Below are 24783 nucleotides of genomic sequence, written 5' to 3'. Positions count from 1 at the left end.
GGGCCGGTTACTGCTGGTGGCCTGTGGTGCGGGTGTGGGGCAGGAGGGGGAGGCGCTGCTGGTGGTAGGCGACGTGGAAGCGGTCCGCGTGCACGACCCAGAGGCGGTCCAGTTCCAGGTGCGTGTCCGTGGAGGGAGGGGTGAGGGCGATCGTGTGCCGGCCGGGGGCGACGGGCAGATCTGCGTGATCGTACGAGCCGCGCCGGGTGGAGCGGGGCCGCAGATGGACGGCGACCAGGCCACGGGCCTCTTCTGGGAAAGTGATGTGGATCTCGGCGGGTTGACCCGGGCGGAGGGCGGGCGGGACGGTGATGTCGAGGGGGTCCAGGGTCGTCGGGAGGCTGAGTGCGGGTCCGCACTTGGGGCAGCGCAGGGTACGCCGGTCGGTCAGGCCGAGCGGGCTGGTCAGGTGCTCGAACTCCCGGGGCGCGCGGCAGTATCCGCACGCGGGCGCGGGCGCCCAGTGCGAGGTGCGGTGGTGGGTGCGGGCGGCGGTGAGCTGCCGGGAGAACGCGCCGCCGCGGGTACGGCTGAGGATCCCAAGGACGGCGCGCCCCCACTGAAGGCTCTGCTCCTCGACGCGCTCCTCCCACCTCTCGTCCGGCGCGCGGGCGGCGGCCAGGAGCGTCTCCAGTGCGGTTTGCCGGTAGGAGGTCATCTCCTTAACGCAGGCGGACAGGTCCGCGTCGGGGCGCCGGTCTAGGGAGGCGTACAACCCCTGTTCGAGGGCCTCGGCGTCGGCCAGCCGGACCCGCCAGCCGCTCAGAGCCTCGGCGTCGGCGAGCGGCCTGCCGCTCGCGGGGGCCGCCGGGGCGGGCGCGGCGAGCGTGGTGTCGGGCTCGTGGAGTTGCTGTTCGGGGTCGCCGAGGAGGATCGCGGAGGGGCCGCGGATGCCCCGGCGGTGGCCGTCGGTATCCAGCAGCGCTGTGATCTCGCCTAGGCGGGCGCCGGAGTGCAGGCTCGCAGCGGTCAGGCGGGGTTCGTGGCCGCTGGTGTCCAGGTCGCCGCGCAGCAGTCCGAGGACCGCTTGGGGGTGGCCCTCGACGGCGTCCAGAGCGAGGTTCACGTCGGAGGGGTACTGCTCGGCTTCGCCCAGGGTGATCGCGTTGCACACGAACAGGCCCAGGACGCGGGCGCGCAGGTCGTGCGGGGCGAGGGGGCGGGTGCGGCGGGCGGGGTCGGTTTTGCAGGCGGTGGGCGTGCACCCGCCGGCCAGCGGTGTCCCGTCGGGGCCGTGTTCGGCCGGTCCGCTCAGCCCGCACAGGGTCACGGTGCCGAGGGAGGCGTGTGCGGCGGAGCCGTGGGCGTCGACCAGGACGCTGTCCCAGGCGCCGGCCAGGACGTCGGCCTGGTTGCTGCGCTGGTCGGGGTGCCCGGCAGTGAGGAGGTGGGTCAGTCCGGTGGTGCCGTCCAGGAACGCGGTGCGCGCGGGTCCGGTCTGGGCGGGGTGGGCGGCGAGGAGTTTGGCGGCGGCGAAGGTGCAGGCGGCGTCGTCGCGGCCGGTGAGGAACCCGGCGAGGGTGTTCTGCCGAGCCAGGGCGTCCAGGAGCGGCATCAGAACGCTCAGGGTGAGCGCGCGGGAGCGGGCGACGACGAGGACGCTGCCTCCGTCGGGCCCGAGGGCTGCAGCGTCCTGGAGCTGGGCCGGGTCGAGGACGTGGTGGGGGCGGCCGAGCGCGCGGGCGACGAGCTCGCCCAGGTCCTCGTGGCCCGCCAGGCTCACCACCGCGGCGTGCGGCGGCCCGCTCGAGAACAGGCCGGGCGCTGGGTAGGTGTGCAGGATGTCCGCCCACCGTTCGGCGCGTCCGGTGTCATCGGGCCGAAGGACGGGCACGGTTGCCTCGTCCAGCAGCCGGGCGGCTTCGGTGAGGGTGGACGCCCAGCGGTATCCGGCGGGAAGGTGGGGCATCAGCGGTCCTCCTGGTCAGCGGGCGTGATCAGGGCGCGTAGTACGTAGGGAACGGACACGCTCTTGGGCAGGCGGGCGGCTTCCTGCCGGGCGGCCGCCATGCCGTCCTGGTGGGCGGGGTCGGTGAGCTGGTGCTGGTAGGGCCAGGCCCGGTCCGCGAGCGCGGCAAGAGCCTGCTCGACGGTGCGGTGCTGGATGAACTCCGCCAGCGTCCGGTTCTGGGTGGGTCGCCCGCGGGCGGCGAGGTGGGCGGTGATGCGCTGGTCGGTGCCCTTGCCGAAGAACAGCGGGCGCGGGCCGTCGGCGAACGCCGCCTGCCGGTAGGCGGCGTCGATGCCGGCGAGCGGGTGCGGACCGGTCGGGTGCAGCAGTAGCCGGACGAGGCGGCCGCCCGGACGAAGGACGCGCAGCGCCTCGTCGGCGGCGAGCAGCGGATCGGCGGCGAACTGGAGTGCCTCGTGCTCGACGACGACGTCGGCGCCGAGCGCGGGCAGGGGGAGCAGCAGCGCGTCGGCCTCGACGACCTCGACGCCCGCAAGGTGTGCGTTGCGCAGGTGGGCGGCCATGGCGATGGACGGTTCGATGGCCCGGTAGGACGCGGGTCCCGGCCCGGCGAGCTGCCGGGTGATCCGCCCGGTCCCCGCGCCCAGCTCCACGACATCGCACCCAGACAGCTCCGTCGCGGCCCAGATGCGAAGGGCGTCGGCCATGGGCTGTGCCAGGGGGCGGTGCCGGTCGTATACCGCGGCCAGGGCTGGTGTGTAGAGGGGGTCTTCGAGGGCCTGGGCGGTCAGGTCCGGGGGCCCGTCGAGCAGCGGGGCGAGCGAGGCCGCGGTGTGCGGCCACGGCCAGGCGCTGGTGGTGTCCAGGACGAGCTGGGTCATCTGCCGCAGGTGGCGCAGGAGACCGAGCAGCGGCCGGAGGCCGGCGGCGAGCCCGGCTCGGGCGGTGGGGTCCGCGCGCAGCGAGGCGGTCAGTGCCTCGCGGATGGTCGGGGTGAGGTAGCGGGAGGCCGTGGCGCCGGGCCAGGGCGCCTTCTGGTGCCGCAAGAGGAGGGTGGCCAGCACGGTGAGGTGCTGGCGGACGGTATCCAGATGGGTCGCGGCGGCCAGCGGGTCACCGCCGGCGTCGGCGGCGGCGAGCTGGTAAAGGGCCCAGCCGGTGTGGTGGAGCAGGTCGTCGGCGCGTCCGGCGGCCGCCGCACGGGTGGCGGGAAGCCAGGGCGGCAGGTGTTCGGCGTCCACGTCACCGGCCGCTTCCGCCCAGGCGTCCACGTGTCCGGCGGCAGCCCTGGGGTCCGCGCTGTGCGGGAGCAGCCGCCAGGTGGTCAGGGTTCCGGCGGCGTTTACGGTGGCGAGGGCGTCAGGGCCGAGCGGCACCACGGTGAGGGCCGGGTCGTGCGCGGCCAGGCGGTCGGCGAGCACCGCCGGGGGCAGGCCGGTGGCCAGGTAGCGGGTCGCCACCGTGGTCGCCTCATCGGCTTCCGCGTGGCCGGCGGGCGGCGCCGTCCCGGCGGGCACGCCCGCGACCCGGGCCGCAGGCTGGCCGGCCGCCGGGGGGAGGGTGATGCCGAGGTCGGCGAGGAACCGTTCGAACTCCTCGGCGCGGGTGTAGTGGTGGGCGTGCAGTCCCACGTGGAGGGCGGCGGTGACGTTGGCCCGGCTGTCGTCGGTGAAGGCGACCTGCCCGGCCGGCAGGTCCATCAGCGCCAGCGCCGCCTCGTAGGCGCCGGGGGCGGGCTTGGTCACCCGGATCTCCGCGGAGTTGGCGACGTGGTCGAACACGTCGGCGAGCCCGTGCAGCTCCAGATCGGCTGCGACGACGGTGGTGTTGTTGGTGAGGGCGCAGATGACCAGCCCGGCCGCCCGGGCCCGCCGCAGCAGGTCGGCCATCGCCGGATCGGCATCCCCGCGGTCGGCCGCCCACAGCTCCGCGGCCCGCTTCCCGGCCGCGCCGAACTCCTCCGTCAGGCGCGTGGTGACCTGGTCCACCCACTGCTCGTGGCTCCACACGCCGTGGTGCGCCAGGTCGAAGCCGCCGTCGTAGGCGACCCGGCGGACGGCCTGCTCGGGCAGGCCGCAGTCCAGGGCGGCCTTGATCGCGCTGCGCCGCGGCCACAGCCTCAAGACACCGTCGACGTCGACGAGCAGTCCACGGATCGGCGAGGTCATGACGTCCTCCCAGGGGACAACACGGTGCTGAGGAACCGGGTGGTGGGGTCGGCGTAGAACCGGTCGAGGGTGATCTCCGTGCCGTGCGCACCGTTGATCCGCTGGAGCAGGAGCAGGGCCCCGAGGGAGTCGCCGCCGGCGACGAAGAAGTCGTCGGCGTCGGCGGCCGGGGTGCCCGTCTGCTCCTGCCACCAGCCCGCGACGTCCTCCGGCAGCGTCGGCCCCAGCAACCGCGGGGTCGATGCGGCAGGTTCGGCGGCGGGGTCGGTGAGGGCGCGGCGGTCGATCTTCCCGGAGGAGGTCCAGGGCAGGGACGGGCGCGCGACGATGAGTGCCGGGACGGCCGAGGGCGGCAGCTGGCCCGCCAACTGCGCACGCAGCCGGGCCGGCAGGCCGGTGTCGTCCGTTTCCACGTACAGGACGAGCCGGTCCCGGCCGCTGGTCCCCTTGTCGGTCAGCAGCACGGCGGCCCGTACGCCCGGCACCTTCGTGGCGGCTCGTTCGACCTCGGTGGGCTCGAGGCGGACACCGCCGAGGTTGAGCTGGCCGTCGGCGCGACCGAGGAAGACGTACCGGCCGTCGGGAAGCTGCCGCACTCGGTCCCCGGTGCGGTAGACCCGGTCCTCACCGTCCGAGCCGGGCAGGCGGAGGCGGAGGAAGGCGTGGGCGGTCTCCTCGGGCCGGTTCAGGTAGCCGGTGGCCAGGCCCTGGCCCCCGAGGTAGAGCTCCCCGGCCTGTCCGGCCGGTACCGGCTGCTGGAGCTCGTCGAGGACCCAGGCGCGCACACCGGGCAGCGGTCGGCCGATGGGGACGGGGTCCTCGTCCGGGTGGAGGTGCTCGTTGACGATGGCGTCCACGCAGGTCTCGGTGGGGCCGTAGGCGTTGGCCACGTCGTAGCGGCCGATCCACTTCGCCAGCGGGCCCGGGTGGAGTGCTTCGCCGCCGAGCACGATGCGGCGCAGGCGGGGCAGGTCGGCGAAGGGGGCGGCGGCCAGGTAGGTCGGGGTGCCGGTGAACGCGGTGATGCGGTGGGCGGCCAGGAAGCGGGGCAGGGCCGGGCCGGGGACACGGGCGGACGGCGCGGCGATCTGGAGCCGGGCCCCGGTCGTGAGCGCGCCGAGGACTTCCCACAGCACGGCGTCGAAGGTGAGGGCGGTCAGCTGGGCGATCCGGTCGGTGTGCGTGAGGCCGGACCAGAGCGGCAGTACCGTCGCGCGGGCGGCGACCGCGCGGTGAGGAACCTGGACGGGCTTGGGGGCGCCGGTGCTGCCGCTGGTGTGCCAGATGCAGGCGGCCCGCTCCTCGTCCGCGCACCCTTCCAGCATCACGATGCCGGACGGTGCGGGGCGGGTGGCCGGGGCGAGCGCGGTGAGGCCGTCGGCCCACGCGGGCGCGTTGCCGTCGGAGGTGAGGATGGTGGTGGCCCGGCAGCCGGACGCGATCTGGCGCAGCCGTGGGGCCGGGTGCGTCACGTCGAGGGGGACGGCCGGGCTGCCGGCGTGCCACGCCCCCAGGAGAGCGGTCACCCAGGCGGTGCCCGGGGGGAGCGCCAGCAGGACCGGGCCGGCGGCGGGGTCCGCGGCCCGCAGGCGGGCCGCGGTGTGCCGGGCGGCTGCGGCGAGCTCGGCGTAGGTGAGTTCGCTCTGGTCGTCGGCGAGGGCGATGCGGTCCGGGAACTGGTCGGCGGTCGAGGTGAGCAGGTCGGTCAGGGCCGTCATCTACGCCGCCTCCTTCCGGGGCGCCGGCACGACGACGCCGCGGTGCGCCTCGCGCAGAAGGCCGAGGGTGTGCAGCAGGTCCTCGTGCGGGACGGAGACGTTGACGCGCAGGCGCGGCGGCCCGGGGTACAGGTGCTGCCAGGACTCCTTGGTGCCACCGAAGAGGAGGTGCGCGTTGACCTTGAGGTCGAACTGCCGGCCGACGGCGTTGACCCAGGCGACGGTCTCGTCGGGGTGGTCCAGGTCGGCGACGAGGCGGGGCAGCAGCGAGTATCCGGAGACCGGGCGAAGGTGGTCGCCGGTCTCCAGGAGGTCACCGGCGTGCCCGGTCAGCAGGTCGAACCCGCGGGCGAAGTGCGCGCTCATGGCGTCCAGGTGCTCGACGATGGCGCGGCAGTCCGCCTCGGAGGGGACGGTGAGGACCCGGTGGTTCGCGTACTGGCGTGCGATCCACTGGTGGCGGCGGGAGAACGCGGTGCTGTCGCGGTCGTGAGCGGCTTCGGCGAGCAGCAGGATCGTCAGGTAGAGCAGGACGACCTGTCCGGTGAGCGGGTTGGAGGAGGCGGTGCGGTCGAAGAGGTCGTCACGGACCGCGTCGAGGAGGGAGGTGTGGCCGCTGATCAGCAGGCCGGGCCGGACCCCGGGGATGCACAGGTCCTTCGACGGGGTCATGAGGACGGCGGTGTCCGACACCTGGCCGGACAGGGTGGTGCGGACGCGGTCGGTGACCTGGTGCGGGTCGGCTCCGGTGCCTCCGGCGAGGAAGACGACGTCGACGACCCGGAAGTCGGCCGCGACCGGCGGCGGGGTGTACAAGGTGCCGGTGACGCCGTTGGGGAAGATCTCCACCACCGCGGTGTGGGAGGCGCTCTCCCCGGTGGGATGGACGGCACCGTCGTGCCGGTAGCGGCCCAGGACCGTACCGCCCCACCGGCGCGGGGTCTGCTCGAAGGCGTAGTAGCAGGGCGCCGGCAGCACCAGTCCGGCGTCGCACGCGGCCAGCCACCTGGTGACCAGCCCGATCCCTTCGGTGGCGCCGTTGGTGAAGATGACCTGCTCGCCCTCCAGGTCGACGCCCAGGTAGGCGCCTGCCAGCGCGGCGGCCAGGGCGCGGTCGCGGGCGTCGTCGGCGGTGCCGTACTCGTGGAGGCGGCCGGCCCGCGCGCAGACGGTCAGGGCCCGGTGCAGGAAGCGGTGCGTGGCCGGGGCGGTGGGGAACAGGTTGTAGCCGTACCCGATCTGCGCGCTGGCCGCGGAGACCCCGTCGCGCAGTTCGCGGTAGACGGCCACGCACGGCGCGTCCTCGCTCACGGGAGCGATCAGCGAGCTCATGACGTCACCTCGGCGAGAACAGCCTGCACGCCGGCGCCCGCCGTTCGGGCGGCGTCCCCTTCAAGGCGGGGCGCGAACGGGTAGCGGCGGCCGGGGCCGGGCCGCAACGCGGCGGTCCGGTCGGCGAGTTCCGACAGCGGGACGCTCTCGTCGGCCGCGGCGGTCATGATCTGCGCCAGGCGCCGCATGTCCTGGGCGCCGAGCCCCAGCCATGTCGCCTCAGCCAGCCCCAGGCGCAGCGCCGGGCCCACGGGCAGGTCGGTGAGCCAGTTCACGTGCAGGCCCGCCTCGTACAGGCGGGCGGCGGCGGCCCGGGCGGTGGGCTGGGGGGTGTGGGTGACCCACAGCTGGTGGGTGCGCGTGTAGCCGAACTCCGAGCCTGCCAGGCTCCATCCGCTGTGGGCGAGTTCCTTGCCCAGCATCCGTGCGTTGGCGATGACGGCCTGTGCGTACGTGCCCGCACGGTCGGCGAAGGCGGCCAGGGAGAGGCCGAGGGCGGCGACCGCGGCGAAGTGGTGGTTGGACACCGCGCGGGGCTGGATCTGCGTGATCCGCTGCCCGGTGGCGGCGGTGCGGGTGGCGATGATGCCCTTCTGCGGTCCGGGGAAGGACTTGTGGGTGGACGCCGAGAGACTGTCCGCCCCGCAGGCGAGCGGGTTGGGCAGCGCGCCGCCGAGGACCAGGCCGAGGGTGTGGGAGATGTCCACGTGCAGGACCGTGGGCAAGCCGCCGTACTTAATGGCGTCGGCGAGCGGGGTGACGTCGAGGCTGGTGAGGGCGTGGCACTGGTCGACGTAGACCAGGCTCGGGCGATGCTTGCTCAGGAAGCCAGCGAGCTCCTTCGTGTCCAGGTTGTGCATGCCGCGTCCGGGGAGGTGGACGGGGGTGTAGCCCAGCTGCCGTGCGATGTCCGCGGTGGCGTAGTGCCCGCCCTGGCCGGGGGCGAGGCAGGCGATCGTGCTGCCGGGCGGCCCGCCGAGCCCGGCGAGGACCATCTGCATCGCGTGGAGCCCCGACAGGGGCCGGACGTTCACGGTGGCGGCGCCGGTCAGGTGGCGCAGCAGCGGGACCGTGAGGCCGGTCTCCAGCCAGGCGGCCTCCTTGCCGGCGGGGAAACGCCAGTCGCCGACGGCCGGGTCCGTGTGCTCGTCGAACATGTAGCGGGCGGCGAGGTCGGCGAGGAAGGGCAGCCGGGCGAGCGGCGTCATGATGTTCTCGGCCGGGATGAGGCTGAGGGTGCGCTCGGAGCGCTCCTGGTGGGTGCGCAGCACGTCGAGGCTGCGGGTCAGCAGGTCGGCTCCGCTGGGAACGGGCAGGGTCATGGCCTGGAGTCCTAACGGTGTCGGATCACGCGAGCGGGCGGAGGGTGAACAGGGCGCGCAGCAGCAGGCGCGGGGCGCTCGGGTCGTCATGGAACGGAGTACGGCCGTGCCCCAGGCGGTCGTTGGCCAGGACCAGGGCCTGGCCCGCCCTGAGGGTGAACTCGCTGCGGAAGGCGCTGCCCGCCTGGGCCGCGGCGTCGAGGAACGCCAGGGCCCGCTCCATGGCGGCCTCACCACCGGCGGTGGGGTGGTAGGAGTCGGTGGCCGTCCGGCTGTAGCGGGTGGTCCAGGAACCGCCGTTCTCCCGGGCGAAGGCCGGCCCTGCCGTGGAGTGCCCGGAGGCGAACGTGGAGGTCCGCACGAGGGCGGTCGCGTGGGCGAGCTGCTCGGCGGCCTCCGGGTCCACGCGGCGCAGGTCGGCGTAGGCGTCCACGAGGTTGACCAGGTAGGAGACGCCGCCGTTGGCCGCCGCGCTCACGCACAGCATGATCGTGGTGCGGATCTGGCCGAGGGCCTGGAGCGTGCCGTCGCAGTGGATGTTCTGTCCGGCCCGGTCCTGGAAGGGGTGGTCGCCTCCGGACGCCGCGGTGAGCTGGCTGACGCCGGAGGCGGTGGTGTGGCTGCTCGCGGTGTACAGAGGCGGGGTGAACACCTCGCCCAGCTGCAGCGCGGCGGACAGCTTCCGCAGGTCCTCGGCGCAGGGCACGACACCGGGCACGTGCACGATGGCGTACCCGCGGCGCTGGTAGCTGTCGGCGACGAGCTGCCGCACGGTGGTGTCCGGCAGGTTCCAGGCGGTGGCCTCGATCGGCGGGGCGGGGGTGGTGGAGAAGGCGGGCATCTGCCGGACATCGGTGGCGGTCCGGGTGATGAGCGGGGTGGGCATGAGCGCGGTCCTTCCGCAGGCGAGGGTCAGATCACGGCCGGGGCCTGCTCGCGCAGTCCCGGGTGCTGGGTGAGCAGGGCGTGGATGGTGTCCAGGTGGTGGCGCTCAGTGCGGTCCGGGGCCCGGCGCCCGGACTCCAGCAGCGCCAGGAGCGGGTTGAGATGCCGCTCCAGGGCGAACCGGCCCCGGCGGGGGCTGCGAGCGTCATCCAGGGCGTCGAGGTAGCGCGCCCGGTCCGGGCCGTCGGCAACCGCCCGGCGCAGCGCGGCGGCCAGGGCCTGGGGGTGGTCGGGGTCGACGACCGGGCCGATCCCGAGCGCGGCGACCACGTCGCCGGTGGCGCCGTAACCGTCGACGACCACAGGCAGCCGGTACAGGGCGGCATCACGCAGCCGAAGCCGGTGGCAGGTCATGTTCTCCGCCGTCCGCCCGCCGGTGATCACCACGGCGCGGGCGGCCTTCACCCACCCGTCCCGCGCCCGGTGCGCCACCGGACCGTCTGGCAGGATCAGCCGGTCTTCCACGCCGAGTTCGGCGGCCTGGGCGAGCAGCGGTTCGAGCCGGCCGGGCGGCGGCGCGTACAGCAGCCGCAGCGTGAAGCCGCTGGTGCGATCCACCGCGAGCGCGTGCAGGACGGGGGAGGGGTGGCAGTAGTCCCACACGCCGCCGTTCCACAGCAGCTCGCACACCCCCTCCTCGCGCACGGCGGCGGCGTCGGCCGCTTGGAGGGAGTGCCGGTTGTAGCCGATCGGCACCAGGCTCACCAGGCCCGCCAAGTCGGCGCCGGCCCTGTGGTGCAGAGCCGACATCCTGCCCGCCGCGACCAGAGCGCCCAGCGTCGAGGCGCGCTCCGCCTCCGAGCGGACCAGCAGATGGTCGGCGAGGAGCAGCTGAAGCCGCCATCGCGCGACCGTGTCCCGGTACAGGGCGTCCGCGTCAGCTCCGGCGAAGGAGTCGAAGTGGAGGTGCTCGATGGGCGGCGCGTTCTCCACCGCCAGCAGCGTGCCGCTCTCGTAGGCGGCCAGCAGGACTGCCGTGTCGGGCAGGTCGGTGCTGATCAGCGCATCGCTGGACGCGGCGACCTCCTCCGGCCGTCCGGCGACCACGGTGACACCCGGGTGGGTGAACGCCGAAGGGCGCGGTGCGCAGACGGTGACCTCGTGGCCGGCGTCGGCGAGGACCTGGGCGATCTCCCATAGGCGCAGTCCGATCCCGCCGAGCTGGTCATCGACCGGGTACGGCCCGGCGAGGATCCCGATCCGGCTCATGAGGAGGCCCCCGTCCAGTGAGCGGTGACCGCGGGCCACGTTCCCAGGTCGGTGAACGGACCGACCTCGACGGCCGCCGCCCGAAGAACGGCGTCCAGCTGGTGCGGGCGCTCGGCCTGGCCGAGGGTCGCCTGGTGCAGCGCGCCGACGAACTCTTGCGCCGCGCTGGGGGCGAAGGCGTAGCCGAACCAGACCGCGTTGAACCGCTCCACGCCCGACAGGCCGGGCTTGTCGGCGAAGTCGGTGACCCGCAGCAACCCGCCCGCGTCCCGCGCGACGTGAAGGGACCCGTCCGCGGCCAGGCGCTCGGCGTCGTCCTCCATGGAGGCCAGGAACACCGACTCTTGTCCGGCGTGGATCAGGTCCAGGGCCTTACCGACAGCCGTCGGGGCCGGGGCGTGCAGAACCTGGTCGGCGAGGAGGACCAGGTTCGCGGGCCCGTACCAGGGCGCAGCGCCCAGGACCGCGCCTGTCGACTCCGGCAGGGCCGGGTCCTGCCGGACCACCGCGAGCGGCAGCTTCATCTCGAGACAGCGGCGCTCCAGGTGACGCGCGGTCGGCTCCCGGTCCTCCCCGAGGACCGCGACGAGCCGCAGCCGGCCCGCGTGCGGCGCCAGCAGATCCAGGGTGTCGTCCAGGGCGACGCGGCCCGGCCCGATCGGCAGCAGCTCTTTCGGCGTGGGCAGTCCCAGCCGGGAACCACGACCCGCCAGCGGGAGGATCACGGTGTCGCGGATCCCGGTCATCGTGCACCGCCCGCACTCACGTTGGAGATCGCCTGCGTCAGCGTGCGCGCGCCGTCCTCGGCCTCCGCCTCGCTGATGATCAGTGGAGGGGCTACGGTCAGGACCGGACCGAAGGCCCGGATCAGGACGCCCTGCTCCTGCGCGGCACGGGCGACCAGTACGGCCAGCTCCATCGAGGCCATCTCGACGCCGATCAGCAGGCCCAGGCCCCGCACGTCCCGCACCACATGCTGCTGCTTCAGCGGAGCCAGCGCGTCCAGGAGCTGCGTGCCGCGCGCGGCCGCGGCCAGGACGAGCTTGTCGTGCTCGACGATGTTCAGGACAGCAAGGGCCGCGGCGCAGGCCGTCGCATGCCCGCCCGTGGTGTGGCCGTGCCGCAGTCCGCCCAGCAGCGGGTCGCGGGCGAAGTCCGCGTAGATGTCTGCGCGCACCGTCACGGCGGCCAGCGGCGCGTACCCGCCGGTCAGGCCCTTGGCCGTGGTGATGATGTCCGGAGCCGCACCGGCGGCGCCGAGGTCGTGCTCGAAGCCGAACATGCGGCCCGTGCGGCCGAACCCGGTCGCAACCTCGTCCGCGATCAGCAGGATCCCGTAGCGGTCGCACACGGCGCGCAGCGCGGCCAACTCCCCGGCCGCAGGGACGATGACCCCGCCCACGCTGAGGATCGGCTCGACCAGTACCGCGGCGACCGACTGCGGGCCGACGGCCAGGATCTGCTCCTCCCACTCGACGGCCCCGGGGACCCGGCACCCGTCGTGGGTCTCGCCAGCCGCGCACGCCGCACAGCGCGGGGTGGCCAGGTGGGCGTACCCCTCGGGCAGAGGCCCGGCGCCCTCCCGCCGGAACGGCGAGGCCGTCGCAGCGATGCCCGCGGTCGTCGCCCCGTGGTAGCCGTCGGCGAAGGACATCACCACGGTCCGCTCCGGGCGCCCCTGAAGGCGGTGCCACATCCGGGCGATCTTCACCGCAGCCTCGGTCGCCTCCGACCCCGAGTTGCAGAACAGGGTGAACTCCAGCGGCTCAGGCAGCAGGTCCGCGATCCGGTCGGCCAGCTGTCGCGCCGGAGGCGTGGACACCTCGGCGAGGTCCCAGGTCATCAGCCGGCTCGCCTGGTCGCGCATCGCTTCGACCACCGCCGGGTGGCCGTAGCCCACGGTGGCGTTCAAGGTGCCCGCCCGCAGGTCGAGATAGTTACGGCCGTGGTCGTCCCGGACGTGGCAGCCGCGGCCGGAGACCAGCATCAGCCGCTGCGTCTGCTGGATCGGGCTCCAGGGGTGCCATGTGCGGTCGCGGCCGCCGAGCGGGGCGGACGACAGATCGGAAGGGGTCACGTGAGCTCCTTCAGCGCAGGGTGCGGTGCGGTGTCGGCGCGTCCGGCGCCGGCACCGGGCACGGCGTGCTCGGTGAGCAGGCGGTCCGCGATCTCCCGCGCCATGTCGGCCGGCGTGCGCAGACTGCTGTCGATCACCATGAGCTGGTCGTGGCGGCGGCCCATCCCTTGAACGTGGAAGGCGTGGAACCGGTCGGTGAACGCCTGGTCTTCGACGGTGCGTTCGTCACGGACATCGATGTGCTCCCGGCCTTGAGCCAGACGGGCTGCCCGTGCTTCGGGTGAGGCGTGGAGGAAGACGGCAAGGTCGAACCGGGCGAAGGTGCGAGGCCATCGCAGAGCGAGTACCGCCGCCAGGTAGGGCCCGCCGGCCATCCCGAACGCCACGGTGCGATCCCCATAGCCGTCCTGGACGATCACGTGGCCTCGCGGCCGCGGAGGGAAGATGTGGACGAGTATCCCGTCGAGCAGGAACCCGCCGATCACGTACGCGGTGGTCGTCCACCAGCTGTCCGGCTGCCGGGCGGACGAGAGCTGCCGCAGCAGTGGTTGGAGGGGGTGCAGGCCGGCGAGCATGCCCCGGTGCCGGACAGCCGGGACGCCGCGCCCTTCCAGCTCGGCGACCAGGGCCCTCACCAGGGTCGACTTCCCGGCCATGTCGACGCCGTCGACGAGGACCCGAAGTTCCCGTCCCCGCGCACGAGAACGGCCAACGCGGCCGGTTGACGCCGGCTCGGAGGTGTTCACGCCACAGACCTTTCGTTCGTGACATCGCCCGTCCCGTTGTGCGGAACGTGACGTCTCTCCAGCAGGGCGATCAGGTCGCCGCGCGGCGGGAGGCTGACATCGGCCCGTCGCTTGCCGAGGGACTCGGGATCGGCGACGGGATACATCTCGAGCCGTCCCTCACGCAGCCAGTACTGCGTCCCGAACTGCTGGGCACGCCCGCTGCGCACCAGGCACCGGTCGTGCAGGTGCGCCCACTGCGCCGATGTCGCCTCGCCGCGGCGTACGGCCTCGGCGAGCATCCGCAGCAGGGTGACTTGGAAGGCCGGGTCGTGGTCACAGTGCAAGGCGATGGTCAGGGCCGCCTGGCTGCCTTCCGCGCCGATCAGCGTCCGCCCGGGCCAGGAACACAGCTGGGCGGCGATCCGGCGCAGGGCCTGTGCGTCGGCGGCGATGCTGTGCCGGGCCGCGTGCAGGACATCCTGCGGCGCGGCCTCGCGCTCATGACCCGCAGCCCGCCACGTCGCTCCTGCGGCCTCGACACGGCCGATCAGGTCCTGCGCGAGATCAGGGCGGGCCGGCGTACGGAACTCGGCGGTCACGACGCCGCCGCCCGTGCCGAGCCCGGACAGGCGGTCCGGCTGTTCTGCCGTGTGGAGGGGGTGGTCAGCTTCACGGGGCATCCTTCGAGGTGACACAGGCGTGGACGATCTCGGTGGTGCTCTGCGCGGCCCCAACCGGGGCCAATCGCTGGGGAACGGGGAAGCCCGGCGTCGAGCCGCCGGCACCTGCCGCGGCCATGAGTGATCGCTGGGATGACCGAGTGTCGATCAACTGGACCTCTCCCGTAAGGAGTTGTCGGTAGTCCCGCGGGTAGTCCCGGCCGGTTCATCGCTACGCTCAGCACCGGCGCTGCTGATTGGATGACGACGTGGCTGAGAACACCCACCCCCTGGCACTGGCGCGCGCCGCAGTCGGCATGACCGGCGTCGATCTCGCCCGAGCGATCTGCGCGGCCGCCGCACGACGAGGGCTGCGATCCGGCGTGGACAAGCAGCGTGTCCGCAAATGGGAGGTCGCCGGTGTCAGGCCCGACGCCGACTCCCAGGAGTACATCGCCGAGGTGTTCGGGATCCCCCCGGAGTTCGTCGACGTGAAGGCGTGGCCGAACTGGCTGCCCGACGCCGGAATGACCCCCCTGGGCCCCGCCAGTACCGTGCCGGCCCTGCGAGAAGCATTGAGAGCATCCATGGAGCGATCCCGTCGCTTTGTCCTGTCCGCGATCTCCAGCACAGCCCTGATCACCTTGGCCGGTACCTGGGCGGCCGCCGACACGTGGCTGGAGGCCACGGACAGAACCCAGGGGAAACCCATCGGCGAAGACCTCGTCGCCCTCCTGGAGGAGACCAGTGCACGGCTGACGAGCCTGGCCACTCAGGAACGGCAGCACACCGCGCCGCTGATCGTCGCCCACCTGGCGACCGTGACCGACCTCATCGCCGACGGCCGCTACAGCCCCGTGCTCGGCCTGCGGCTCCACGCCCTGGCCGCGCACCTCAGCCAGACCGTGGCCTGGCACCGCTTCGACCACGGACTCCACGGTGAGGCCAGCCGGTTCTGGATCGCTGGCCTCCACAGCGCTCACGCCAGCGGCGACCGCGACATGGGCGCCGCCCTCCTGAGCGACCTCGCCTACCAGGCTTCGTGGCGTGACGACCCCCGCACGGCCGCCCACATCCTGGAACGCGCGCAGAGCCGCACCCAGCACCCCGCCGCCCGCTCGCTCCTTCAACTGCGGCTCGCCCGGGCACTGGCAGCGCAGGGCGAGAGGAGCGCAACCCTCCGGGCCCTGAACGCCGCCGAGCACCTCCTCAACACCACCACACCTGACCCCGTACCGGCCTGGTGCTCCTGGCTCTCCGCAGCCGACCTCGCCGTGGACTCGGGGCGCTGCCTCCTCGACCTCGGCGACACCACCCAGGCACACCGCCTCATCGCCGAAGGCCAAGCACTCCTCCCGCCGAGCCGAGACAAGACCCGCGGGGTATTCCTGGCTTATCGCGCGCAAGGCCACTTGATCCGCCGAGAACCCGAGGCAGCGGCCGCCGATGCCCTGGAAGCGCTCCGGCTCGCGGAACGGATCGGCGCGCCGCGGTGCGTCCAGCTTGTCCGCGACCTGGTTCCCGCCTTCACCCCCTACCGCACGGCTGAAGGCGTACCGCAGCTGCTGCACGCTGTCGCGTAACGGTCCAGGAGCGCCTGCGAAGGCCCACCCCAGCAGCGCCTGCTGGCGGAGGCGGGGCACGACCAGGGTGCGGGGGATCTCGATCTCGGCACGGAGGAGTAAGAGGCCGACGCGCAGCGCAGCGTAGTTGCCCAGCTGGGACTCGTGGAGGCGGCCGTCGCAGGTCGCCGCGGTCTGGCTGATGGCAATGAACCCGTGCACGGGGGGACATGTCGCCCAACAGATGCAGGGCTCGGGCGCGGCGCACCCGGCAGGCCAAGAGGCCGGCCGGTGACAGGGGAGGCGACCGGGCACCCTTACAGACGACCGTAGGCGTCCTCGCAGCGGGGTACCTGCCTGCACCCCGTTCGGCACCAGGTACCTTGCGGGCGTCCTACTCATGAGCGGCTCCCGGCCGGCGTGATGGCGAAGCCCGCGTACCTCGCGAGGCGCTCACGTCAGCGCCATGCTCGGTGAGGACTCTGTCCTGGTGTCCCGCGGGGATGGGGGCATCCACCGTCACCCACCCGCGCCTGCGCGCACTACGCCGCCAGCACGCCGTTTCGAGCGCGCCCCCGTACCCACTTCGCCCTAGACTGATGCGTTTTGAGAGCATTTGGGTATAGGGGAGTGGGTAGAGAAGCGGCGTGCTGGCGGCGTAGCGGACCCGCTCCGCTACGCGTGACCGTACGCAGGAGCAGGGGATCTCGGACGGTGGCAGCCGTTCTGGGCCCGCCTACCGCGCCTGAGGGAGATCACGATGCCGTCCACCGCACCGCTGCTCGACTTGGTCTCCCTCAGCGGGGGACACCCACCCCGCACCCACCGCAGCGACCTGTCCACCTGCGCCGCGCCGGTACGCGTCGCACGCCGATTCGTTCATGCAGCGCTCGACTCGTCCCCCTACGCCGACGAAGTTGCCCTCGTCGCAAGCGAGCTCGTCACCAACGCGCAGAAGCACACCCCGGGAGCCGACCGCCTCGTCCTGGAGGTCTACGGCACAGCCCTGGCCGTACTGACCGTCTGCGACCGCGGCGACGACCCACGTACCGTCACGGCCCGAACTGCCGGCCCGCAGGACACCGACGGGCGCGGACTCCTCCTCGTCAGCGCCTTGGCCGCCGGCTGGTTCGCACAGACCGTGCCCGGCGGCGGAACGGGCGTGAGCGCCGTGTTCGACCTGTCCGCGAAGCCGACCGGATGATTCCCCCCGACCTCACCTCACGCCACCTCGCACCCGGCCTGAGCGTCAAGCCGCTCGCGATGGGCTGCTGGCCGATCGGCGGGCCGGCCGTCAGCATGGGGCATTCCATCGGATGGGGCCGGATCAAGGACACCGTCGCCCTCGCGAGCCTGCGCACCGCGCTGGAACTGGGAGCGGACCTGTTCCACACCGCCGACATCTTCGGCTACGGCCATTCCGAGCGGCTCCTGGGCCGGGCCCTGCGAGAGTCCGGGATCACCGGCGTACGCATCGCAGGCGCGGCCGGCTCCGTCCGCGGCACCGCACCACACCCCTACGCCGCGCCGCGCCTGGTCCACCAGGTTGAGCAGTCCCTGGCCAACCTCGGCGTCGGACGTCTGGACGTCCTCTTCCTCCACACCCTGGACTTCGGACCCAACGACCGGTACCTCCCCGACGTCGCCGTTCAGCTTGAGTCGCTGCGTGCTGCGGGCTTGATAGGGGCGGTGGGGATCCGTGGCCCCCACCCGAGGGCCTGTGACGATCAGGCCCCGGTCGCAACGGCTCCTCGGTTCCGCCGCATCTTCGAGCTGGTCAATCCGGACGTGATCTCCTCCAGGGCAAGCCCGCTGAGCGAGCCCGTCCTCATCGGCGGCGAGGACATCGTGTCCTTCACCGCACGCCGCGGCGTCGCCCTCCTGCTCACCGAACCCCTGGCTCAGGGACTGCTGACGGGAAAGCACCACAGCATGCGTCCCCCGTCGTTCTCGCTGGGAGACCACCGCCAGGACAGCGCCTGGTTCCAGAAGACGGGGCTGGGGATCATCGGCCAGGGGCTGGCCCCGTTGCGTGAACGGTTCGGCGGATCGCCGGCGGCCCTGATGCGCGTCGCTCTGAGGCACAGCCTGCAGCAGCCCGACCACACGGTCGTGACCGCAGGATTCACCAGCCCCGCGCAGGTCCGTGACCTGTTCGACCTCGGTCCGCCCCTGACCGAGGAAGACCTCGTCTTCGTTGCGGCGGCCTATCAGCGCATCCGCCGGGCCTTGCGTGATGCCGGCCCCGCACTCGTCCACGAACCCGCGCTGTGAACCTCCCGGCGCCGGAGTGCGTCAGGGGCGATCCTGTCCGTCCAGAGCAATCTCGTGCACGGTGTCCCAGCGGTAGCTCCGTGCCTCGCGGCGCAGCTCGACCAGCTGCACAGCGTCCACGGTGAACTCGGCCGGGCCACGGTCCCGTAGCGTGCCGACCGCCCGGATGGGCGCGGCCGCGTCACGGTCGCGGTTGTTGTAGAGGATCCCCAGGTGGGGGCGGAACCCGGCGGTAGGCCGCCCGCCCGGCACACCGGCATGCTCCCCGGCCTGCGTCAGCGCCGCATGGACCGCGACCAGGTCTCTCCACGGGGCCAGCGTGAACCGGATCGCCCCGCGCGACCCGGCCATGGGATGCGCCGCCACCCGGAACGGCGCCCCCAGAGTGCCGCGGACCGAAGCGGCCAGGACATCCAGCTGGGCACGGGTGACCTGGTCACGGTTGCCGATCTTGGCCATGGTGACGTGGAGCCCCTCCGCGGGCACCGGATCCATCCCAAGTTCCGCCAGCAACTCCTGGCAGGCCAGCGCCTCCTCCGCGAGCCCGCCCGCACCTGAGGGAACGAGCATCCAGTAGTAGGCCCTGTGCCTGGGGCTCCACCCCGGCCGGGCCCAGTGGTCGGACATCCGGCCGATACCGCAGAACGCCGCCCAGTCGGCTTCCAGCAGCACCCTCGCATCGTCCAGCGAGGCCGGCGGCGCGGGCGGGAACGCCTTCGGGTCCGTCTCCAGCATCACCACGTGTGTCGCCCTCTCCACCCATGCATCATGACGGCCGGCCCGGCACGTCAGCGCAACTCCTGCACCTGCGCCGCATACTCGCCTACGGCCCTGACTCCGCGCCACCGCTGTCCCAGTTCCAGCAGCTCACCGGCCCGCTGACGGACCGACTGGATCGGGGCCGCCCCAGACGACAAGGCTTCACGGCCCACCCTCATGGCCTCCTCCACCTCCGCCCCCGGCGGCTGCACCAGCGCAGTCGCGACATCCAGACCGACCAGCGCCTGCGTCCAGGGCGACTGCGCGGACACCGCCACGTTCTGCACCTGCGGCGCAAGCAGCAGGACTCGCTTGGCATCCCCGGCCGACAAGTAGGCAGTCACCGCGTTCGCGACCGTCCGGGCCCGACTGTAGGGGGCGAAGGAGATACACGAGGTCAGCCCCGGCGGTAGCCGGGCCTGGTCCTCGCTCAGCTGCAGCGCCTCCTCGATCATCCGGTGCGACTCAGAACGTTCCCCGAGCCGGCCCAGAGCACGGGCCCGCCCGTTGGCCATCAGCCGGATCGCCTGGGGGTCCGCCGGAGCCAGCGCGATCCCGGCGGCGGCCGCCGCGTCCGCCGCAACGTACTGCTTCGCGTAGTACAAGTTCAGGGACCGGGTCCCGGCCACCCACTGCCGAAGCCACAGCGCACCGGCCTCCTCGGCAAATTGGTCGGCCTCCCGGCACAACGCGCCGGCCGTCTTCTGCTCACCGCAGTTCACCGCCATGTAGGCCAGCAGCCCTGACGCCTGGGCCGCCAGCGTCATCAGCTCACGGTGCTGCACCACACCGCTCGCCCGTCCACCGAGCATCACCCCCAGCATCCGCCGCACCAACCTGGCCTCGCCTACGAGCTGGGCGGGCCCTCCCAGCTCGTAGCGGTCCACGATCGCGGCAATGGAATCCCGGGCCAGCACCAGGAGCCCCTGATCCACCGCCTGCGAGGAAGCCCCCCGTGGCCCGTCGAGGATCGACTTCGGGCTGTCCCACCCAGTCAGCGAGGGCACCCCGCCTTGCTCCGATGTGCCTGTGTACGCAGGGGCCTGTTCGTCGTAGGTACGGAACAGCCACTCCACGGGGAGCTGAAACAGGTGCTCCAGGATCCGGGCCCGCTCTGCCCGCGGCCCGGCCGGCGATACCTCGCCCGTCATCCACCGGTCCAGCGTCCGCGATGGCAAATCCACCGTCAGCAACGCCGGATCCGCGTCGATCTCCGCGAGCTCCACACGAGCCCGAGCCCACCGCTCGATCGTCACCGTGTTCGTCCAACGGCGGCGGCGGACTTCCATTTTGAAGTTCGTCGTACGGTACTGCGGAACTCTCATCCGGCCCATCCTCCACAGCATCAGGGCCCGGACTCCGAGCGCAAGCAGAACAGCAATCCGTGGCCCGAAAGGGGCCTCGCCCGGCTAGTCGAAGAGGCTCTCCTGGACAGGGCCGGTGGGCAGGAAGTGCTCTTCCACCGGCCGTGGGCGCCTGCCCACACGATCCTCAACCTGGCGCAGAGTCGACCACCGGCCGGCCGCCACCCCCCTCGCGACCGCACGATGGCAGATCTCCGACGTGGCCCACACCCTCTGCGTAAGGGCTGACCCGGCCCCGGGAAGGTCCACACCCAGCGCCGCGGCCAGCGTCTGCTCCGATACTTCGGCCACCGACGGACACGTGATCTGTGCCAAGCGCATGGCATCCCACACCATCAGGGAGGCCAAGCGGGGACAGAAGGCTCGGTGCTCCCAGAAGGTCGCGGCCTCCACTGCGCCCAGGCGTGCCACCACGAGGTGCGGAGTTTCGGTCAGACGTCGTTCGATCTCGGCGAGGGCCGCTCCGACCGAGCCCGCCGACACGTCCTCCCTTTCCGACGCGGGCTTCGCAACCTCCGCGGCACCCGCAACGCGGGCGTGGACACGCCACTGGGGTGTCCAGCCGGTCCCCTGAATGGCCAGAGCGGCGACGCTGGCCACCCTGACCGTGCCGAACTCCCGTACTAGCTCAAGGCCGACGACCACGAACGTACAAGCTTCGAAATCGCGATCCATCCGCATGCCGTCACCGTATCCGCTTCCGTAAGGGCAAGCTGATGAGTTCGGGCTGCTGCTCACCCGCCGCAGGCGCGTTCAGGCTGCTTCTGGGAGCCAGCGGGCGACGGCCGGCAGGACCGTCGCCATCGCCTCATCGGCGTGTGCGAGCCGGGCGACCTGGTCCATCCGGCGCCGGATGTAGCGCCTGGTGGTCTCGATGTGGACGTGGTCGGCGAACTCCTGGATGTCCTCCAAGGAGGTGCCCTCGTCGTGCTTGTGGGTCAGGCACGAGGCGCGCAGGACGTGCGCGGTGACGTCCCGGCCTTCCATGACACCGGCCCGCTTCCCGAGGCGCGCGAGGAGGTCGTTGACCGCGTGCCGGTCCATCTCCCGCCCCTGGTCATCCAGCATCAGTGCCCCGGAGGACCGGCCGGCGAGGACGACGTCGGCCAGTTGCTCCAATCCGTCCGGCACACCCCACATGCGGCCCTTGGAGCGCTTGCGGAGCACGTCCAGGTGACGGCGCCCGCCGCGCTGCTCGATCTTCTCCAGTCGGGTCGTGCAGCACTCGGTGACCCGCCCGGCGAACGTGTAGATCGTCGCCGGGACGAATGCCTCCCGGGCGGTGCGTGCCGCCGAGATGAGCTCCTGCAGCTCCTCCTTTTCCAGGATCGGTGTCGCCGTCGACTCGTCCTTCGGGTCGATCTGCGGCCGGTCGAACTTCGCCACGGGCGAGATGATCGTCTTGTCGCCGGTTCGCCAACGGGCGTACGCGTACAGGGAGGACACCGTCGACAGGCGGCGCAGGATCGTACGGTCGGAGATGCGTCGGGAGCCGTCGGCGCGCACGCGGGACTCCTCCGAGAGGCGCCACACGCGCACCAACTCGGGGCTGATGTCCCGGAACGACATGGGGAACAGTCCGAGCTCCTCGCGGACCACGGCCGCCCAGTGCCGCAGGTCGTCCGCGTAGTCCCGCGCCGACTGGTCCGACCCGATCCGGGTGTTGGTGAGCCAGTGCATCACCTCGACCGCGGTCTCCTCGTCGCACAGTTCCGTGAGGAGGTCCATGCGGTACCGCGGCTCACCGAGGCGGCGGGTGCGCGCATCGCGCGGCCGTACGCTCCCGAGCCGCGTGCGGGCCGCGAGGAAGGACTCCTCCGCTCTCGGCCCGGCCGGCACGGTGAGCTGACCGCCGCCTCGTGTGATGATCGCCAATTCGCCTTCGCCCATGATCGGGCAGCGTAGCGCCTGACCGATCCTCGCGTCCGTCGGACTCCCCCGCAGGACCCGTTCTAGCGATCCACATAACAAACATTATGAGGAATCCTGGAAGCGATCCTCCGGCAACGGGCCGGATTGGCCCGAAGGCCTCCCGCGAGGCGGCGAACAGTGCCAGGATGGGCAGTGAAGATCGGCCAAGGCGAGGAGAACCCGGTGAGCGAGTCGACGGAGTCGAAGCACCGGCCGGACTACCCGCCCAGGACACCGTCTCCTCAACCGCGCCCGGTGTACCCGGACCGGCCGAACCCGCCGTCCACCCCCGTACCGGACAACCCGAGCAAGCCGCCGACGAAGTCCCTCATCCCGCCCGGCCTGGGGGAGTCCCGGCCACTGGCCGCGTCCACCCGCATGGAAGTCCGCAACCGCCGCGTCGCGAACTGGGTCCTGACCGGGGACCGTTGGGCCGCGAAGAAGGCCGTCGACAAGGTCACCGCCACCGTACGCGGCTGGGGCTACACCCGGCCCGAGGACACCACGGTGGACACCGTCGTACGGCTGCTGGTGGGCGCCGCCGTCGCCGACGAGGGCAAACGGATCAGCGTCCACCTCGCCGACCAGAACGGCATGGTCCTCGTCGTCGTCCTCTCCCACACGGCCGCCGACCCCCAGGGCGACCTGCTCGCCGAACTCGCCGCCGTCGAGGGCACCGCGTCCTGCGGCACCGAGGCCTCGGACGAAGGCCGCAGGGTATGGGCGCTGCTGGACACCCTGCCGCCACGCCGCCGCGCAGCGGCCTGACCCCGGCGAGCGCACCCTTAGTAAGTGAAACAAAGCTGGACGGGGGCGTAGCGGGCCGCCGACGGGGGGAGCGCGACGGCCTTAGAGGGGTTCCGGGAGCCGCCGAAGCCGCACGCGGCCCGCTGACAGCCTCTCGCGCGTCGGAGATCCCATCACGCGGGCGGCTCCACGTTCGGCCGCACACGGTGCCGTTCTGTGGGTCGATATTCTGACAGTCGCTGCCAGAATCGCCGTCTCGGGCGGCCCGGCGGGCGACCACCCCGTAACGTTGAGGGGTGGTCGCCTGCCGGGCCGCGGCGCCGGCAGCTCCGGGGGAACCGACGTACCACCTACTGCCGTTAGGAGGTGACCACCCTCCGACCAGGCGATATGCACGCGGCGAGGCGCTGTATGACCCGCAGAAAGCTTACCGGAGACGCAGCGGACCAAACCGGCCCACAAAGCACCGATTACATATTCCAGGAACACCGTGGACGTACGATCACGAACCAAATACCCACGGAAAACGTAGATATGGATTCACCACATAAGAATCCGCCGAGCTAAATTTGGTAATACCAGGCCCCTGGGAATACACGAGCTGTAGACTCTCATGTGTCACAGCGTACGAGCCCACGTTACGACGCTCGTAACGGCGAAGGCCCGCCGCGGACAACCGCGACGGACCTCACCCCCCGGACGGCCGCCGGGCCTGGTGAACACAGGCCCGGCCGGCTACCGGAGCAGCGCGACCACGGTCGCGCCCGCGACGACCAGCTCCGCCAACGGAACCGCGGCGAGCGCCGCCCGGTGAACCTGGGCCAGCACCCGCCTCAGCCGCTCCCGCTTGCGACCGCTCGCCTGTTCGGCACCCATGAGTGCCCTTCCTCCTCTTCGGAGCACACCGGACGCGTACCCCTGGTGATGGCACCCGGGGTCGAATTCCCGAGTTGCCTGTCCAGGGGCACCACCCAACGCGCCACGCGGCAGAGGATCTAGCAAGACGACCATATCCGCTTCGAGACACTCGGGAGGGAGAAATCATGGAATTAGTCGAAGGCGGCCCGAGGTCGCTACGGAGTGGTAATGCGGAATGTCAGGGGGCAGCCTATTCGGCCTGCTCCTGAAGAACTCCAGCGAGCGCCCGCAGCACCAGCGGGCGCGACATCGCGGGCGCCGCCCGACGCGACAGATCCCGCCCGCCGCCCGGCACGTACTCCGCGCGCAGCGCCACCCCCAACACCTCCAGCGCCGCTGCCTTTGCCGTGCGCGCGGCCAGCACCGCCTGGACTGCCTCCTCCACGGTCGGTGGGTGGTCAACGCGTTGACCACCCACACCCGGCACCGGGCCTGACGGTGCGTGGTCAACGCCTTGACCACGCTCGGGGGCGCCCTGCCCCGGCGGGTCGTACTCCCCGGAGCCGCCGTAGCGGAAGCCCGGCTCACCCGTCAGCTCCTCGTCGTACGCGTCGATCCGCCGCTGCAGCGCGGTCGCGAAGAAGTCCGTGTCCAGATCGGCGACCTGCCAGTCCCGCGCCCGCGGCCAGGGCCCCTCCTCGATCGCGGCCACCGCCGCGGCGTAGGCGGGCCGGCCGTGCTGACGCGGCCGGTACCCCAGATCCGCCTCGCACAGCGCGCACATCGCCATCAACCGCTCCCCGGTGTGCGGGATGTCGTCGGCGTGGACCTGCGCCTCCAGCACCCCGGCCCCCGGCCGAGCCACGTCCACCAGGACCTCGACCTGCGGCCCCGGCACCCACACCCGCACGTACGTCGAGGGGCACCGCGGGCAGCGCGGACCCGGCGGTCGCGGTGGACTCTTCCGGCGGCGCGCCTTCCCCGCCTTCGCGCGCCGGCGCTTCAGCTCCACACCTCGTACTGCTCCCAGGCCCGCCCCAGCGTCTCCAGGGCGGCCTCCATGACGCCGAGTTCCTCCAGGTGTTCCCGGAAGACGTCGATCTCGTCAGGCCCGTCCGGCCAGAGGGGATCCGCCGCGGCGTCTCGCGCGAGATCCCCGATCGCCGAGCCCTCCCCCTCGAAGGCGGCCAGCCACTGCCCGAACCCGCTCAACCCGCTCTCCCCTCACGCCTTCACCT

At 72.5% G+C, this 24783-nt stretch carries 22 protein-coding genes; 4 read left to right on the top strand and 18 right to left on the bottom strand.

Annotated elements, in window-relative coordinates; genetic code table 11:
* Positions 1-7 precede the first annotated feature (7 nt).
* The 11 genes from OG247_RS44625 to OG247_RS44575 form a co-directional block, all read right to left on the bottom strand.
* The gene (locus OG247_RS44625; RefSeq protein ID WP_327258156.1) at positions 8-1909 is read right to left on the bottom strand and encodes a hypothetical protein; all 1902 of its coding nucleotides are present in this window, start codon (positions 1907-1909) and stop codon (positions 8-10) included.
* Positions 1909-4080, bottom strand: coding sequence for an HAD-IA family hydrolase (locus tag OG247_RS44620; protein ID WP_327258155.1), 2172 nt, complete (start codon positions 4078-4080; stop codon positions 1909-1911). The genes OG247_RS44625 and OG247_RS44620 overlap by 1 nt, the downstream gene beginning before the upstream one ends.
* Entirely contained in the window at positions 4077-5798 is a 1722-nt protein-coding gene (locus OG247_RS44615) for a non-ribosomal peptide synthetase (RefSeq protein ID WP_327258154.1), read from the bottom strand. Before OG247_RS44615 ends, OG247_RS44620 begins: the two co-directional genes overlap by 4 nt.
* Entirely contained in the window at positions 5799-7130 is a 1332-nt protein-coding gene (locus OG247_RS44610; RefSeq protein WP_327258153.1) for a hypothetical protein, read from the bottom strand.
* A complete protein-coding gene (locus OG247_RS44605; protein WP_327258152.1) occupies positions 7127-8452 on the bottom strand; it encodes a hypothetical protein in 1326 nt (441 codons plus the stop codon). The genes OG247_RS44610 and OG247_RS44605 overlap by 4 nt, the downstream gene beginning before the upstream one ends.
* A 25-nt stretch (positions 8453-8477) precedes the next feature.
* Positions 8478-9338, bottom strand: coding sequence for a TauD/TfdA family dioxygenase (locus OG247_RS44600; RefSeq protein WP_327258151.1), 861 nt, complete (start codon positions 9336-9338; stop codon positions 8478-8480).
* A gap of 26 nt (positions 9339-9364) precedes the next feature.
* Positions 9365-10606, bottom strand: coding sequence for a hypothetical protein (locus OG247_RS44595; RefSeq protein ID WP_327258150.1), 1242 nt, complete (start codon positions 10604-10606; stop codon positions 9365-9367).
* Positions 10603-11352, bottom strand: a complete 750-nt coding sequence (locus OG247_RS44590; RefSeq protein ID WP_327258149.1) for a hypothetical protein — start codon at positions 11350-11352, stop codon at positions 10603-10605. The genes OG247_RS44595 and OG247_RS44590 overlap by 4 nt, the downstream gene beginning before the upstream one ends.
* Positions 11349-12683, bottom strand: coding sequence for an aminotransferase family protein (locus OG247_RS44585; protein WP_327258148.1), 1335 nt, complete (start codon positions 12681-12683; stop codon positions 11349-11351). Before OG247_RS44585 ends, OG247_RS44590 begins: the two co-directional genes overlap by 4 nt.
* Entirely contained in the window at positions 12680-13339 is a 660-nt protein-coding gene (locus tag OG247_RS44580) for a hypothetical protein (RefSeq protein WP_327258147.1), read from the bottom strand. The genes OG247_RS44585 and OG247_RS44580 overlap by 4 nt, the downstream gene beginning before the upstream one ends.
* 86 nt (positions 13340-13425) lie before the next feature.
* Positions 13426-14091 carry a DUF6624 domain-containing protein gene (locus OG247_RS44575; RefSeq protein ID WP_327258146.1) on the bottom strand — a complete coding sequence of 222 codons (666 nt, stop codon included), beginning with the start codon at positions 14089-14091 and terminating at the stop codon, positions 13426-13428.
* Positions 14092-14339: 248 nt separating this feature from the next.
* Here OG247_RS44575 and OG247_RS44570 point away from each other — a divergent pair, with 248 nt between their 5' ends.
* From OG247_RS44570 to OG247_RS44560, 3 genes are all read left to right on the top strand, one after another.
* Positions 14340-15653, top strand: coding sequence for an XRE family transcriptional regulator (locus tag OG247_RS44570; RefSeq protein ID WP_327258145.1), 1314 nt, complete (start codon positions 14340-14342; stop codon positions 15651-15653).
* Between the two features lie 739 nt (positions 15654-16392).
* A complete protein-coding gene (locus OG247_RS44565) occupies positions 16393-16836 on the top strand; it encodes an ATP-binding protein (RefSeq protein ID WP_327258144.1) in 444 nt (147 codons plus the stop codon).
* Entirely contained in the window at positions 16833-17906 is a 1074-nt protein-coding gene (locus OG247_RS44560) for an aldo/keto reductase (RefSeq protein WP_327258143.1), read from the top strand. The genes OG247_RS44565 and OG247_RS44560 overlap by 4 nt, the downstream gene beginning before the upstream one ends.
* Positions 17907-17927: 21 nt before the next feature.
* Here OG247_RS44560 and OG247_RS44555 read toward each other — a convergent pair whose 3' ends face one another.
* The 4 genes from OG247_RS44555 to OG247_RS44540 form a co-directional block, all read right to left on the bottom strand.
* Positions 17928-18665, bottom strand: a complete 738-nt coding sequence (locus OG247_RS44555) for a 2'-5' RNA ligase family protein (protein WP_327258142.1) — start codon at positions 18663-18665, stop codon at positions 17928-17930.
* Between the two features lie 29 nt (positions 18666-18694).
* Positions 18695-19990 carry a hypothetical protein gene (locus OG247_RS44550; protein WP_327258141.1) on the bottom strand — a complete coding sequence of 432 codons (1296 nt, stop codon included), beginning with the start codon at positions 19988-19990 and terminating at the stop codon, positions 18695-18697.
* 84 nt (positions 19991-20074) lie between these two features.
* Positions 20075-20710, bottom strand: a complete 636-nt coding sequence (locus OG247_RS44545) for a hypothetical protein (RefSeq protein ID WP_327258140.1) — start codon at positions 20708-20710, stop codon at positions 20075-20077.
* Positions 20711-20782: 72 nt separating this feature from the next.
* Positions 20783-21919 carry a tyrosine-type recombinase/integrase gene (locus OG247_RS44540; RefSeq protein WP_327258139.1) on the bottom strand — a complete coding sequence of 379 codons (1137 nt, stop codon included), beginning with the start codon at positions 21917-21919 and terminating at the stop codon, positions 20783-20785.
* Between the two features lie 174 nt (positions 21920-22093).
* Between OG247_RS44540 and OG247_RS44535 the strand changes: the two genes are divergently transcribed.
* On the top strand, positions 22094-22708 hold the full coding sequence (locus tag OG247_RS44535) for a hypothetical protein (RefSeq protein WP_327258138.1): 615 nt from the start codon (positions 22094-22096) through the stop codon (positions 22706-22708).
* A gap of 714 nt (positions 22709-23422) precedes the next feature.
* Here OG247_RS44535 and OG247_RS44530 read toward each other — a convergent pair.
* The 3 genes from OG247_RS44530 to OG247_RS44520 form a co-directional block, all read right to left on the bottom strand.
* Complete coding sequence (locus OG247_RS44530; protein ID WP_327258137.1) at positions 23423-23563, bottom strand: hypothetical protein; 141 nt, start codon at positions 23561-23563, stop codon at positions 23423-23425.
* Positions 23564-23795: 232 nt separating this feature from the next.
* The gene (locus tag OG247_RS44525) at positions 23796-24443 is read right to left on the bottom strand and encodes a hypothetical protein (RefSeq protein ID WP_327258136.1); all 648 of its coding nucleotides are present in this window, start codon (positions 24441-24443) and stop codon (positions 23796-23798) included.
* Between the two features lie 104 nt (positions 24444-24547).
* Entirely contained in the window at positions 24548-24757 is a 210-nt protein-coding gene (locus OG247_RS44520) for a YozE family protein (RefSeq protein WP_327258135.1), read from the bottom strand.
* Positions 24758-24783 lie beyond the last annotated feature (26 nt).

It is taken from the genome of Streptomyces sp. NBC_01244 (genome assembly GCF_035987325.1).
In the GTDB taxonomy this organism is placed as follows: domain Bacteria; phylum Actinomycetota; class Actinomycetes; order Streptomycetales; family Streptomycetaceae; genus Streptomyces.
The sequence above is the reverse complement of the archived record's forward strand: the minus strand, read 5'-3'. Positions and strand labels throughout refer to the sequence as shown.